The organism is Hydrocarboniphaga daqingensis (assembly GCF_900129825.1).
Taxonomy (GTDB): Bacteria; Pseudomonadota; Gammaproteobacteria; order Nevskiales; family Nevskiaceae; genus Hydrocarboniphaga; species Hydrocarboniphaga daqingensis.
The window spans coordinates 522,128-535,749 of the sequence record NZ_FQWZ01000001.1; the positions used below are offsets into that span (position 1 = coordinate 522,128).

Annotated in this window: 12 protein-coding genes; all 12 read right to left on the reverse strand. The window is 64.9% G+C overall.

What is annotated here, in order from left to right; genetic code table 11:
• Positions 1 to 23 precede the first annotated feature (23 nt).
• The 12 genes from kdsB to gltX all read right to left on the reverse strand — a co-directional run bounded on the left by kdsB (position 24) and on the right by gltX (position 13,576).
• Entirely contained in the window at positions 24 to 797 is a 774-nt protein-coding gene (kdsB, locus tag BUB09_RS02345; protein ID WP_072893530.1) for a 3-deoxy-manno-octulosonate cytidylyltransferase, read from the reverse strand.
• Positions 797 to 976: a Trm112 family protein gene (locus BUB09_RS02350; RefSeq protein ID WP_072893533.1), complete on the reverse strand. Its 180-nt coding sequence runs from the start codon at positions 974 to 976 to the stop codon at positions 797 to 799. Before BUB09_RS02350 ends, kdsB begins: the two co-directional genes overlap by 1 nt.
• A 19-nt stretch (positions 977 to 995) precedes the next feature.
• Positions 996 to 2,009 carry a tetraacyldisaccharide 4'-kinase gene (gene lpxK / locus BUB09_RS02355; RefSeq protein ID WP_072893536.1) on the reverse strand — a complete coding sequence of 338 codons (1,014 nt, stop codon included), beginning with the start codon at positions 2,007 to 2,009 and terminating at the stop codon, positions 996 to 998.
• Between the two features lie 12 nt (positions 2,010 to 2,021).
• Positions 2,022 to 3,821, reverse strand: a complete 1,800-nt coding sequence (gene msbA, locus BUB09_RS02360) for a lipid A export permease/ATP-binding protein MsbA (RefSeq protein ID WP_175550086.1) — start codon at positions 3,819 to 3,821, stop codon at positions 2,022 to 2,024.
• A 55-nt stretch (positions 3,822 to 3,876) separates the two neighbouring features.
• A complete protein-coding gene (locus BUB09_RS02365) occupies positions 3,877 to 5,082 on the reverse strand; it encodes a HupE/UreJ family protein (RefSeq protein WP_072893542.1) in 1,206 nt (401 codons plus the stop codon).
• Between the two features lie 4 nt (positions 5,083 to 5,086).
• Positions 5,087 to 7,018 (reverse strand): adenine deaminase, encoded by a 1,932-nt coding sequence (locus BUB09_RS02370; protein WP_084083096.1) that lies wholly within the window; start codon positions 7,016 to 7,018, stop codon positions 5,087 to 5,089.
• A gap of 60 nt (positions 7,019 to 7,078) precedes the next feature.
• On the reverse strand, positions 7,079 to 8,440 hold the full coding sequence (locus tag BUB09_RS02375; RefSeq protein WP_245793064.1) for an amidohydrolase family protein: 1,362 nt from the start codon (positions 8,438 to 8,440) through the stop codon (positions 7,079 to 7,081).
• 132 nt (positions 8,441 to 8,572) lie between these two features.
• Positions 8,573 to 9,025, reverse strand: coding sequence for a DUF1499 domain-containing protein (locus BUB09_RS02380; RefSeq protein ID WP_084083097.1), 453 nt, complete (start codon positions 9,023 to 9,025; stop codon positions 8,573 to 8,575).
• Between the two features lie 7 nt (positions 9,026 to 9,032).
• Entirely contained in the window at positions 9,033 to 9,956 is a 924-nt protein-coding gene (locus BUB09_RS02385) for a M23 family metallopeptidase (RefSeq protein ID WP_072893551.1), read from the reverse strand.
• Positions 9,956 to 11,875, reverse strand: a complete 1,920-nt coding sequence (thrS, locus tag BUB09_RS02390) for a threonine--tRNA ligase (RefSeq protein WP_072893554.1) — start codon at positions 11,873 to 11,875, stop codon at positions 9,956 to 9,958. The genes BUB09_RS02385 and thrS overlap by 1 nt, the downstream gene beginning before the upstream one ends.
• A 72-nt stretch (positions 11,876 to 11,947) precedes the next feature.
• Positions 11,948 to 12,139 carry a hypothetical protein gene (locus BUB09_RS02395; RefSeq protein WP_072893557.1) on the reverse strand — a complete coding sequence of 64 codons (192 nt, stop codon included), beginning with the start codon at positions 12,137 to 12,139 and terminating at the stop codon, positions 11,948 to 11,950.
• A gap of 12 nt (positions 12,140 to 12,151) precedes the next feature.
• Positions 12,152 to 13,576: a glutamate--tRNA ligase gene (gene gltX, locus BUB09_RS02400; protein ID WP_072893560.1), complete on the reverse strand. Its 1,425-nt coding sequence runs from the start codon at positions 13,574 to 13,576 to the stop codon at positions 12,152 to 12,154.
• Positions 13,577 to 13,622: the final 46 nt, after the last annotated feature.

A 13,622-nucleotide genomic window follows, 5' to 3' on the forward strand; every position in this document is an offset into this window, starting at 1 on the left:
GGGGTGGGCTTTTTATTGGGGCTTCAACGCCGGGCGAGCGCGGCGCGGACGAACTCCAGGTCTTCTTCGGTATCGACGCCGCGCGGCGGCGGCGAGTCGGTGAAACCGAGCTTGATCCGCAGACCATTGGCCAGCGCGCGCAGCTGCTCGAGCGCTTCGCAGTCTTCGAGCGGCGCCGGCGGGAGCGAGCTGAACTCGCCGAGGCGACCCGCGCGATACGCGTAGAGACCGATATGGCGGAACGCCAGGCCCTCGGGCAACAAGGGCTTGTCGCGCGTGGCGCCGTCGCGGCGCCACGGGATCGGGGCACGCGAGAAGTACAGTGCATAGCCGCGGCGATCGGTGACGACCTTGACCACGTTCGGGTTCAGCCATTCATCCAACGAATGCAGCGGGTGCGCCAGTGTGGCCAGATCCGCGATCGGATCATCGGCGAGCAACAGCGCCGCTTGACGCAGCAGCGCCGGCGGCATCAAGGGCTCGTCACCCTGCAAATTGACCACGATCACGTCGTCCGCCCAGCCCTCGATTCGCGCAACCTCGTTGACGCGATCGGTACCGGAGTTATGGCTCGACGAGGTCATCCGGACCTCGCCGCCAAACCGCCTCACTGCCGTTGCCACCTGCTCGTCGTCGGTCGCGATCAGCACCTGATCGGCGCCGCTGGCGCAGGCGGCATCCCAGACATGCTGGATCACCGGGCGTCCATGCAGGTCGCGAAGGACCTTACCCGGCAGGCGCGTCGAACCGAGTCGACCGGGAATGACCACCTTGAACTTCAGATGAGGCGTGATCATCACTTCAACTCCTCGTCGGCCAGCGGGCGCGCTTCTTCTTCGAGCATCACCGGAATGCTGTCGCGGACCGGGTACGCGAGCCGCGAGGCGCGGCACCAGAGTTCCTGTACATCGGGGTGCCATTCCAGCGGTGCCTTGGTCACCGGGCAAACCAGAATGTCGAGCAGACGCTTATCCATGCGGGTGAGCTTACCTTCGCTAAACGGAACGGGTTTCCGGCGTCATCGCCGGCTTCAACGCGAGCAGCGATTCTCGCATACGCTGTTCGTCGGCCGATGACATCACCGCGTCAACCGGCACGTACCAGTGATCGCTGCCGGCAAAACGGCGGCATTTGACCGCGTCTTTTTCGGTCATCAGCACCGGCAGCACCTCATCGAACGACAGGTCGGCGGCGCAGTAATGGTGATGATCGGCAAACGGATGAGGACGCAATTGCAAGCCGGCGGCTTCGAGAGACGTAAAGAAGCGCTGCGGATGTCCGATGCCGGCGACCGCGTGCACGGCGCTGCCAGCGAACGTCGCCAGCGGCCGGCGACGTTGCGGATCGGCAACCGATACCGCGTCGCCCAGCCGCAAGTCGAAGCGCAGCGCGTTCGGCGCGGCATCGAAGCCGGCGCCGTTGACGACGACATGGTCGACTTCGAGCAAGCGCGATGGCGCCTCACGCAGCGGTCCGGCCGGCAACAGCGCGCCATTGCCCAAACCGCGCGCGCCGTCGACGATGCAAAACTCACGCTGTCGCGGCAGGCGGTAGTGCTGCAGCCCATCGTCGGACACCAGCACGTCGACGCCGTCCATCCCGATCAACAGACGCGCCGCCGCGATCCGATCCGGCGCGACGGCCACCGACACACCGGTACGCTGGGCGATCAATAAGGGTTCGTCACCGCATAACACTGGATCCGTATATGGAAAAACACGCAACGGATAGTGCGCAGCGCGACCACCGTAGCCGCGCGAAATCAATCCTGGCTTGAACCCGAGATCACGCAGCAGGCCGATCAGGTGAATCGCAAACGGCGTCTTGCCGGTGCCGCCGATGCTGATATTGCCGATGATGATCACCGGTACCGGCAATGAGGCTTGAGCAGCGATCAAGCGTCGGCGACGCGCACGACTGATCGCGCCATACAGCGATGCCAGCGGCCGCAGCACCAGCGGCGGCGACGTGCCACGCGCATACCAACGCTGCTGCAGCCACTGCTTCACGGACGCAGCGCGTCAGCTAGTGACGTCATCGAACTGCATCCGATACAGCGATGCATACAAGCCGCCGCGTTCCAGCAGTTCTTCGTGGCGGCCCTGCTCGACCGCGCGGCCGTCCTGCATTACCACGATGCGATCGGCGCGCTGCACCGTCGACAGCCGGTGCGCGATTACCAGCGTCGTGCGGCCGGCGACAAGGCGATCCAGTGCCGCCTGGATCAAGCGCTCCGACTCGGTATCCAGCGCCGACGTGGCTTCGTCAAGAATCAAGATCGGTGCGTTTTTAAGTAGCGCGCGTGCAATTGCCAAACGTTGCCGTTGACCACCCGACAGCGTGGTGCCGTTCTGGCCGATCATCGTATCCAGGCCTTGCGGCAGCTTCTGGATGAACTCCCAGGCATTGGCTGCCTGGGCCGCCGCGATCAGCTCGGCTTGACTGGGCAGCGTGTCCAGACCGTACGCAATGTTCTCGGCGACGCTGGCATTGAACAAGCGGACTTGCTGATCGACCAACGCGATCTGCGAGCGCAAGGCCTTGACCGGATAATCGCGCAGGTCGTGACCGTCGATCATCACGGCGCCACCATCGACGTCATAGAAGCGCGGAATCAGCGCCAGCAACGTCGATTTGCCTGAGCCCGAGCGTCCGACGAAGGCCACCGTTTCGCCCGGCTGTATCGTCACCGACACGCCGCGCAGCGCGTCGGGCAGATCATCGCGATAGCGGAAACGCACGTCACGAAACTCGATGGCGCCACGGGCGCGGCCCAACGGACGGTCGCCACCCAAGGGTTCGGGTGGCTCGGCCATCAGCTTGAAGATATCGGCCGCAGCGGCGATGCCACGTTGAACGCGCTCGTTGACGTTGCCGAGGCTGCGCATCGGGTTCATCAGCGCCAACATGCTGCCGACAAACGATACGAACGTGCCAGGTGTGATCTCGTGCAGACGCTCGGGCTGGGTGGCAAAGAACACGATGCCGGCCACGGCCCAAGCGGCGATGAACTGAATCGTCGCCTCGCTACCGCCACGGGTGGCGACGATCTTCAGCGCCAGCGAGCGCGCTCGGTCGTTGACGATGTTGAACGCCCGCGCCTCGTACTCCTGAGCACCATGAATCTTGACGATGCGCTGGCCGGACACACTTTCTTCGGCGGTCTGCGCCACCTGCCCCATGTTGTCCTGGATGCGCTTGGACACCTTGCGGAAGCGCTTGCTGACGTAGCGGACGATGCCGGCGATCAGCGGCGCGACGATCATGCAGAACGCCGCCAGCTGCCAGTTGAGCCAGAACAGCCATGCGATCAGGCCGATCACGGTCAATCCATCCTTGATCACCGTGGTCAACGCATTGCTGGCCGCTTCGGCGACTTGCTCGACGTGATACGTCAGCCGCGCCACCAGCTGCGCCGGGCTGATGCGATCGTAGAAGCGCACCGGCATCCGCAGCATGTGCTCGAACAATTCGCCTCGCAGCTGCTTGACGACGCTGCGCGCGATCCACGACATGCCGTAGCCGGAGGTAAAGCCCGCGATGCCACGTACGACGAACAGGCCGACGATCGCCCACGGCAGCCAGCGAATCGTCTGCGGGTCAGGCGCGACGAAGGTCTCATCGAGCAGCGGCCGCATCAGGCTCATGAAGCCAACCTCGGTGGCGGCTTGCAGCGCCATGCCGATCGCGGCCAACGCGAAAATCTTCCAGTGGCCGGCCGTGTAGGACAACAGTCGCCGGTACACCGCCCAGGGGCGCATCTCGGCCGATGCGGCGCTGGGATCGTGGGGGGCAGAATCGGGTGTGATGGGGTCTGACATTCCCGCGATGTTAGCGGTTTGCAGCCCGAGCCTCACCGTCGAGGCGGCTGCGCGTCTAGCCCGCCACGCGCAGCACCGTCCAAGCTCCGGCGATCAGCGCGATCACGGTCGACGCCGGAATCACGATCGCGCGGCGCCAGGCCGGCCGCGAGCGCCACCACCCGGTCAGCAGCCATGCCGCCGCGACCACCGCGACCTGCCCGGCTTCGACGCCGAGATTGAAGCACAGCACGGCGGCGACGAAGTTGGATCGTGGCAAGCCCAATTCGATCAAAGCGGCTGCAAAACCCAAGCCGTGCAGCAGGCCGAAGCCGAATACGATCGGCAATCGCGCACGACGCTTCGGCGCTGCACGCAGATTGTCGACGGCAACCCAGACGATCGACACGGCGATCAGAGGCTCGACCCAAGCGGGCGAGAAGCGCACCCAAGCGGCGGCGGCCATCAGCAAACTCAGCGAATGCGCGACCGTGAACACGCTGATCAGCAGCAACAAGCGGCGCCAGGTCGGCGCACCGAAGTACAGCCCGAGCACGAACAACACATGGTCCCAACCCAGCGGCACAATATGGGTCCAGCCGAAGTGGACGTACTGCAGGAGTGACATGGGATCAGCACCCGCGTCGCCGACTGCATCGGCATCGAACGTCGGCCTGAAAGTGGCCGCGGGCTGGGAGGCGCCGGGCGCATACAGCGTGAATTGCGGACTCATTTGCCCTGCGACCAGCCAGCGCGTCATCCGGCGTGCGCGATCCGCGTTCTGCATCGTCAGCGCGATCGGCTCTTCGAAAGCAAAAGCCGGGTCGAAACGCATCTTCAGCGCAACGGTGTCGACGGAGGGGACTCGCCCCTCCAGCACGACATGCGTCATCGGCCAGTTCAGCGGATCGAGAAACTGGGCTTCGGACAACGTCGGCAGTTGGACGCTGAGAACCCTTAGCGGCAGCGGCGTACCGATCACGTTGGCGTCATCGGCTGACGGCAGACCGTACAGCTGCATCGCTTCTGCCATGCGTTGCCAATGGGGCTGCAGCGCGGGTGCACCTAGCGGGTCAGCGACACGGCTCCAGGCGTAATACGTCGCGCCGCTGCCAGCGGTGCGCATCAAGTCCAAAGACATCGTGACCCGCACCTGGCCTTGGTCATCAAGGTTGACGTCGACGCGGGTCATGTTCAGCAGATGCGCCTGCGCCGGCATCGCCGCCATCAGCTGCAGTAGCAGACATGCCGCGCCCCACCACCACTTGCCACGATGGCTCATCGTGCTACCAAACCACCTCGTGCGTTTGTCCGGTGACGACGTTGACGAAGCCACCCGGATTGCTTTCATACGGCGCCAGCAACTGCCACTTCCACGGCGACGCCGTCAGGAACGCAAAGCGCATCCGGTCGGGCAAGCCAGGGCTGCCGATCCAGTCCATTGCATCGGCGGCCTGATGCAGCCGCTCCATTTCAGCCGCGACTTCAGTGACCGGCCTGGCGGTCATCAGCCCTGCGATGTCGAGCTTGACGGTGGCGACGACGCGGCCGCCGCTGACCAGAGCCCAGCCTCCGTGCTGCGCCGCGATCGTGTTGACGGCCAACGCCATCGCCGCATCGTCGTTGCCGGCCACCCAGATGTTGTGCAGATCGTGCGACTGCGAGCTGGCCAGCGCCGACCCTGGCGTCTTCGGTCCAACGTTGCGCCAGAACATCTTCGAAACCGCTGCCGTACCGTGGTATCGATCGACCATCGCCACCTTTGTGATACCGCGCGCCGGGTCCGCCGCGACACTGCCATCGGCCTGCACCGGCATCGTGTCGGTGATGAAGTCGGGCGCAAACCAGAATGGCTCCATCAGCGCGACGTCGACCTTCTGACGCCCCGCGGGCGCATCGATGCGAAAGTCGGCGGGACCCAATGCCCGGCCGATATTGATCGTCTGCAGCGCCCAGCGCGGATAGTCGATCTTGGGTATCGGCAGCCGATATTCGTTGCCGACGGCGGCCAGCTTGCCATTGGCATAAACGCGGTCGATCGCCACGGTGCGCGGATCGCGCAGCAGCACGACGTCGGCGTAACGACCGGGCGATATCGACCCGACCCGATGCTCGATATGAAAATGCCGCGCCGTGTTGTAGCTGCCGAGCTGGTAGGCAATTTCGGGCGCCAACCCCGCCTCGATCGCGGTGCGGATGTTGTAGTCCATGGACCCCAGCTGCAGCGTCGCGTGCACGTCGCGGTCGTCGGTGGTCACCGACAGGTTCGACCAATCCTGCAAGCCGGCCTTGAGCAGCAAGGGAATCAGCTCGCGTGTCAGATCGACGCGGGCTTCGATGAAGATGCCGCGACGCAGCTTGTCGAGCGCTTCCTGAGGCAAGCGCGCTTCATGGTCCGACGACAGCCCCGCCGCCGCAAACGCATTGATGTCGTCGGCGGCAACCAAGCCACCCCCGTGGCCTTCGACGACGCCGTCGTGATCGAACGTTGCCTGGATCATTTCCCAGATGCGCTGATGAGCGCCGTGTTGGCGGTTGCTGACCGCAGGCCAATCCATGACCTCTCCGAGCGAGATCACACGCGGATCGGCGCTCATGAAACGCGCCATCTCGCGATAGCCGTAGTAGCCGCCGCCGTGTTCGTAAACCGTCGGCGGCGTCGCCGAACCAATCGACGGGAAAATCTTCAGCGGGCTGCCGGCGCGCTCGGCTTGCAGCCAGAACTCGACGTTGTGCTCGCCGACCACGTTGGATATCTCGTGGCTATCCTCGACCGTCCAGGTATTGCCGCGCGGCACGACCAGCGCGGCTTCGTACTCGGGCGTCAGATAGGTGCTTTCGATGTGCTTGTGCGACTCACCAAAGCCCGGCACCGCCCACAAGCCGTTGACGTCGACGATCTGCGTGGCGGTGCCCGACCACTGGCCCTGCGGTCCGACCCAGGCGATACGCTCGGCGGCGATCACGATGTCCTGCTGCGGAAGCCATTCGCGCGTGACCACGTTCAGCACCGTCGCGCCGCGCAGTACCAGGTCGGCGGGTACGCGGCCCAGCGCCACGTCGACCAGTTGCTGGCGCGTTTGAATCTCGGCGCTCAATGGCGGCGCCGCTGCGTCGGCCGGTGCTTCCGCGCGCCAGCAAGCGGCGAGACCGGCCAGCAGTCCCGACAACAACACGGCCGCGATGACCGAACGGCCCAGCAGAGAATCCGGAATCATCGTGTGGCCCTACGCGCATGGATAAGCCTTGCGCAACGCAACTTGCATACCGCGGCGTCGCTAGTCGGCATCCCAGATCGACGGCAAGGCCGGGCCTGCGGCCACTTCATTGATCGGCACGCCGCGGCGACGAACATCGTCGTCACGACGCGCCAGCAAGGCGGGCGTCAGGCGATTGGCGTGGTCGATTAGCGCCGATAGCTCTGCACGCTGCAGCACGCCATCCGCAACCAGCACCTGACCGTCAACCATCGTCATGCTGACATCGCCGCCGCGCACCGCATGAACCAGGTTGTGGTGCAGATTGCCGGCCGCTCCGCCGATCAACGGCGTCATCCGCGGCGTATCGGTGCGCACCGCGATCATGTCGGCGCGCTTGCCGGCCTCCAGCGTGCCGATACGATCCTCCAACCCGAGCGCGCGAGCACCGTCACGCGTGGCCATTCCGAGCACCTGCCAGGCATCGAGTGCCGATGCATCGAGGTGCCGGAGTTTGGCCAGCAGCGAAGCGAGCTTCATCTCTTCGAACAGATCAAGGTTGTTGTTTTCTTTTTCGCCATCGGTGCCCAAGCCGACGGCAACACCGGCCGCCAGCAGTCGCTGCACCGGCGCAATGCCGCTGGCCAGCTTCATATTGCTGGCCGGATTGTGGACGACGCCGATGCCGCGCTGCGCGAGCATCTCGATCTCGCGATCGTTGAGCCAAACGCCGTGCGCCAGCAGCACGCGATAGGCATCGAGCAGGCCGGCGCGCTCCAAGGCTTCGACGGGCCGCAAGCCGAAACGCTGGCGCGTTTCGGTGACGTCGAAACGGCTTTCGTTGCTGTGCGTGTGCAAGCCGGTGCGGTAACGCTGCGTCATATCGACGGCGCGCTTCCAGGCCCAAGGCTCGGCGTAGAACAGATGCTCCAAACCGACCCACACCTGGATGCGGCCGTCGGCACCGCCATGCCAGGCGTCGATCAGCGCTTCGTTGCGGTCCAGCGTTTCGAAGTCATCATGCTCGGGGTGTTCGGCGACGTACGGCGCCAGCACCACGCGCAAACCTAGCGCCTGCGCCGCGCGAGCGCTGCCGTCCATGTAGCGCCACATATCGACCAGCGTGGTCGTGCCGCTGAGCAAGGCTTCGGCATAGCACAGCCACGACGCGCATTCGGCCTCTTCGGCGCGCAGCACGCGGTGCATCGGGTCGATATAGGTTTGCAGCCACTGCCAGACCGGCAGCCCTTCGGCGGTACCGCGCAGCAAGCCCGAGTGGCAGTGCGCGTTGACCAAGCCCGGCATCAGCAGGTGGCGGCGATGGCGGGTCTCCTGCGCCTGCGGGTAGCGTCGCAAGGCCTCGGCGCGATCGCCAACCCAGGCAATGTCGCCTTGATCGGCGACGACGACGGCCGCGTCCTGCAACAGCAGCGGCGACGCCATCGTGATGACGTGGTCCGCACTATGGATGTGATGCATTGCAGCCTACCCCCGGCGATAGTCGCGATTGCATCGCGATAGCCGTGCCAGCCTGCAGTCAGCCGCGACGCGCCCGCACGGCGGGCAGACGTCGGCTCAGGGCATGGCTTCGAATGCGCGGCGGAGTTGCTCGACGCGGCTGCGGTTGACGCCGTGGTCGTCATAGGCGAATCGCGAAATCGAGCGCACATCGACGCGGCCGTTGGGCAGCATCAGCAGCTCCAGATCGTCATGAAACTTCATCTTCGGCGTGACGAACACCGCGTGAATGTAGCCTTCCCGCTCATGCTCGATCGTCCCGCCGATGCGCTCGACGACTTCCTTGAGCATCACGTAGTTGGCAGCGAAGTCGCCGCTGTAGCCCAGGGCCGCGACCTTGTGCAGATCGTCACCCGCCATCGACGACACGCAACTCGGACGCGTCGGACAGCCCGCGAACTGCCCCGTCGTCGAATACAGATCCGACGGGGGCGTCAGCGAGCGGTAAACGCCGTAGCCGGCAAACAGCAGCGCCGACATCAGCAGCGCGATCGAGAACGTCTTCAACATTCGATTTCTATCCTCTTGCGGGCATTTTGTGCTGGCCGCCGAGCTTGGGCTTGGGGATGAGCTTGGACGTCGGCTTGGACTTGGACGCCGGCTTGGACGAGGGCATCGCCGGCACCAGCCGCTGCGGGTCGACGCGGGTATCGAACCAGCTGATGCGCCAGTCCAGATGCGGACCCGTCGCGCGACCGGTTGCACCGGAACGCCCGATCACTTGGCCTTGCTCGACCTGGTCACCGACTTGAAGCGACAGCGATGACAGGTGCAGGAAGGCCGACACCAGACCATGACCGTGGTCGATCATCAACGTGCCGCCAGTGAAGTACAGATCGGGTTCGGCCAGCGTGACGATGCCCCCGGCCGGCGCCTTGATCGGGGTGCCCGTCGGGACCGCGACATCGACACCATAGTGCGGCTGCTTCTTCTCGCCATTGAGAATCCGCTGCGACCCGTACACGCCGGATATCCGCCCGACGCAAGGCCACACGAATGCACTGGCGTAATCGTCGCGATCGCTGTCGACACTCCGCGCCTCGCGCACCTTCGCGGCCTCGCGCTCAATCCGCGCCGTCACTTCGGGCGGCGGATTGACCTTGTCGGGCGGTAGCGTCAGGCGCTGGATGCTGTACTGGCGAGACTCGATCGGATGACGCTCCTGATGACGACGGCCGTCGGCCAGATCGACCTCGACGACCGCCTCGCCGGCGGCATCGCGATCCAGGCCGATCGCGAAGCGACCGTCGCCGCCGACCCGGATGCGGGTCCCGTTGTAGCGAACCGTGGCATCAGACGGGACGCGGCCGATCAGCAACTCGCCCTGCTGCCAGTGTCCGCGCAGCCACTGCAGCGGCGCATCGGCAGCAAGCGCCGGCAGTCCGAGCGCCATCAGCAGCACGGACACCACCAGCAAACGAGCTGCCTTCAGCACACGCATCAGGCCGGCGCCCGCGATTCGGCGGTCAACAGCGCCACGGCGTCGGCCAGCGTCAGCGTCTGCTGACGCTCGCTGCCGAGATGACGCAGCGTCACGGTCTTTTCTTCGGCTTCGCGGCGGCCAACGACGATGATTACCGGCACCTTCTGCATCGAGTGCTCGCGGATCTTGTAGTTGATTTTCTCGTTGCGCAGATCGGTTTCGGCGCGCAGGTTGGCGTCGACCAGCGCCTGCTTGACCTCGACGGCATAGCCGTCGGCGTCGGACACGATCGGCGCCACGACCGCTTGCACCGGCGCGAGCCAAGCCGGCATCGCGCCCGCGTGATGCTCGATCAGGATGCCGATGAAGCGCTCCATCGAACCGACGATAGCCCGGTGCAGCATCACCGGATGGCGGCGCTGTGAGGCCTCGTCGATATAGGTGGCACCGAGGCGCTCGGGCATCATGAAGTCGACCTGCATCGTGCCAACCTGCCAGCTACGGCCGATCGAATCGCGCAAGTGATACTCGATCTTCGGGCCGTAGAACGCGCCTTCGCCGGGCAGCTCTTCCCAGGCCACGCCAGCCGCACGCAGCGCAGCGCGCAGTGCGTCTTCGGCGCGATCCCAAACCTCCTCGGCGCCAATGCGCTTGTCGGGGCGCAGCGCGATCTTGATCGCAAGCTCGGTGAAGCCGAAATCAGCGTAGACCTTCATCGCCTGCGCGTGGAAGGCCGTGACTTCGGATTCGATCTGCGATTCCATGCAGAACACGTGGCCGTCGTCCTGCGTGAAGGCACGCACGCGCATGATGCCGTGCAAGCCGCCCGACGGCTCGTTGCGATGGCAGCCGCCGAACTCGCCGTAGCGGATCGGCAGATCACGATAGCTGTGCAGATTGCTGTTGTAGATCTGCACATGACCAGGACAGTTCATCGGCTTGAGCGCGTAGGTGCGCTTCTCGCTCTCGGTGAAGAACATGTTTTCCTGGTAGTTATCCCAGTGACCGGACTTCTTCCACAGGCTGACGTCCATGATCTGCGGGCCGCGCACTTCGGCGTAGCCGCTGCGGCGATAGACGCCGCGCACGTACTGTTCGACCGCCTGCCAGATCGCCCAACCCTTCGGGTGCCAGAACACCATACCGGGCGCTTCTTCCTGCTGGTGAAACAGGTCCAGCTGCTTGGCCAAGCGACGGTGATCGCGCTTCTCGGCCTCTTCGAGCATCTTCAGGTAGGCCTTCAGCTCGTCGTCGGTGGCGAAAGCGACGCCGTAGATGCGCTGCAGCTGTGCATTGTTCGCATCACCACGCCAGTACGCGCCCGACACCTTGGTGAGCTTGAACGCGCTGCCGAGCTTGCCGGTCGACGGCAGATGCGGGCCCCGGCACATGTCCAGCCAGGTATCGCCCTGCTTATAGATCGTGATGGTCTCGTCCGGCTTGATGCCTTCGGTGACCCACTCGGCCTTGAACGTCTCGCCGTTCTTTTCGAAGAACTGGATCACCTGCTCGCGCGGCCACACTTCGCGCGTGATCGGCAAGTCGCGTTTGACGATGTCGCGCATCCGCTGCTCGATGGCGCCGAGGTCGTCTTCGCTGAACGGCTCGGGCCGTGCGAAGTCGTAGTAGAAACCGACCTCGGTCGACGGGCCAAACGTGATCTGCGTGCCGGGAAACAGCTCTTGTACGGCTTGCGCCAGCACATGCGCAGCATCGTGGCGGATCGTCTCCAGCGCCTCGGGCTTGTCGCGCGTGATGATGCTGATCGACGCATCGGTCTCGATCGGCCGGGTCAGGTCCCACAGCTCGCCGTTGACGCTGACCAGCGCCGCTTTCTTGGCGAGACCCGGCGAGATGCCTTGCGCGATCGCCAAACCCGTTGGCGGTGCATCGAAGCTTTTGACGTTGCCGTCGGGGAAGGTGATGTTGATGCCCATAGCAGTGTCCTCATGGCGCGTGGCGTCCACGTGCCGTATGCAGATGCAGTGCGTCGACCGCGACCACCGCGCTCAATCAGCGAAGCGCGGCGGCAGCCAGTCCTGCAGGAATTCGTCGCGGCTCATCGCCAGCAGACGTCGTTCTTCGAGTTCGTAAGGGTCAGCGTCATAGGCGATGGCGCGGATGATGATCCGTCCCGGGCCAGCAGGCTCGATTTCGCAGCCTTGCTCGGCAGCCAGGCGGATTGCCTCGACCAGTCCCACGGCGCGCGGCCCTCAGGCCTGCGCGCGCGGGCGCGCCCAGGCCACAGCGGCGTCGAGCCGCGCCAACGTTCGTTCACGGCCGAGCAGCGCCAGCGTCTGGTCGATCGGCGGTGATACCGCCATACCGACGACGGCGACGCGAATCGGCTGCGCGACCTTGCCCAGGCCCAGACCGCGGACCTCGGCAAAGCGGTTTACCGCTTTGTGCAGCGCCGGCGTGCTCCAGTCGGCGACGAGCTGCAACTCGGCGCGCAGCTCGGCCAACAGGCGCTGGCCTTCATCGGTCAGATGCTTGGCCGCGTCCTTCTCGTTGTAGCCCTGCAGATCGGCGTACAAGAACAACGACTTCTCGGCCATCTCGGCCAAGGTCCGGCAGCGTTCGCGCTGCGCCAGAATCACGTCCTGCAACGCAGGCCCGTTGGCGGGATCGACGCCCAAGCGACGCAGATGCCAGTCGAACTCCGGCTCGATCACCGCGGGGTCGGTGACCTTCAAGTACTGGTGGTTGACCCAGTACGCCTTCTCCATGTCGAAGCGCGCGGCCGATGAGCTGACTTTGGACAGGTCGAACAGCGCGATCATCTCGTCTCGCGTGAACAGCTCCTGGTCGCCGTGACTCCAGCCCAGGCGCACCAAATAATTCAGCAGCGCCTCGGGCATGAAACCCATCGTGCGGTATTCCATGACCCCGAGCGCGCCGTGGCGCTTGGACAGCTTGGCGCCGTCGGCACCGAGGATCATCGACACATGCGCGTACTGCGGCAGCGCAGCGCCCAAGGCCTTCAGGATGTTGATCTGACGCGGCGTGTTGTTGACGTGGTCGTCGCCGCGAATGACGTGGGTGATACCCATGTCCCAGTCGTCGACCACGACGCAGAAGTTGTAGGTCGGTACGCCGTCGGCGCGCGCGATGATCAGGTCGTCAAGCTCGTGATTGGCGAACGTGATCGGGCCCTTGATCAGGTCGTCCAGAATGACATCGCCCTCAACCGGATTGCGGAAGCGAACCACGGGCGGCACGCCGTCGGGAATCGGCGGCAGCGTCTTGCCGGCCTCGGGACGCCAGCGGCCGTCGTAGCGCGGTTTTTCCTTGCGCGCCTGCTGTTCGGCGCGCATCGCGTCCAACTCCTCCCGCGTGCAATAGCAGTGGTAGGCCGTGCCGGCAGCCAGCATCTGCGCGATCACCTCGCGGTAGCGGTCGAAGCGCTGGGTCTGGTAGACCGGCGCAAAGTCCGACTTCAAGCCCAGCCAGGCCATGCCTTCAAAAATTGCGTCGACGGCTTCCTGGGTTGAGCGCTCGCGGTCGGTGTCTTCGATTCGCAACAGGAACTTGCCGCCGAGCCGCTTGGCGACCAGATACGAAAACAATGCGGTGCGCGCACCACCGATGTGCAGGAATCCAGTAGGGCTCGGAGCAAAACGGCTGACGGCAGACATGGCGATGGGCGACTCGATCGGGGTTCGGCGGAGGGGCCGGATTAGC

Coding starts and splice junctions, on each gene's coding strand:
- kdsB (WP_072893530.1), bottom strand. CDS start 797: ATGATCACGCCTCATCTGAAGTTCAAGGTGGTCATTCCCGGTCGACTC.
- BUB09_RS02350 (WP_072893533.1), bottom strand. CDS start 976: ATGGATAAGCGTCTGCTCGACATTCTGGTTTGCCCGGTGACCAAGGCA.
- msbA (WP_175550086.1), bottom strand. CDS start 3,821: ATGTCAGACCCCATCACACCCGATTCTGCCCCCCACGATCCCAGCGCC.
- BUB09_RS02365 (WP_072893542.1), bottom strand. CDS start 5,082: ATGAGCCATCGTGGCAAGTGGTGGTGGGGCGCGGCATGTCTGCTACTG.
- BUB09_RS02370 (WP_084083096.1), bottom strand. CDS start 7,018: ATGATTCCGGATTCTCTGCTGGGCCGTTCGGTCATCGCGGCCGTGTTG.
- BUB09_RS02375 (WP_245793064.1), bottom strand. CDS start 8,440: ATGGCGTCGCCGCTGCTGTTGCAGGACGCGGCCGTCGTCGTCGCCGAT.
- BUB09_RS02380 (WP_084083097.1), bottom strand. CDS start 9,025: ATGTTGAAGACGTTCTCGATCGCGCTGCTGATGTCGGCGCTGCTGTTT.
- BUB09_RS02385 (WP_072893551.1), bottom strand. CDS start 9,956: ATGCGTGTGCTGAAGGCAGCTCGTTTGCTGGTGGTGTCCGTGCTGCTG.
- thrS (WP_072893554.1), bottom strand. CDS start 11,875: ATGGGCATCAACATCACCTTCCCCGACGGCAACGTCAAAAGCTTCGAT.
- gltX (WP_072893560.1), bottom strand. CDS start 13,576: ATGTCTGCCGTCAGCCGTTTTGCTCCGAGCCCTACTGGATTCCTGCAC.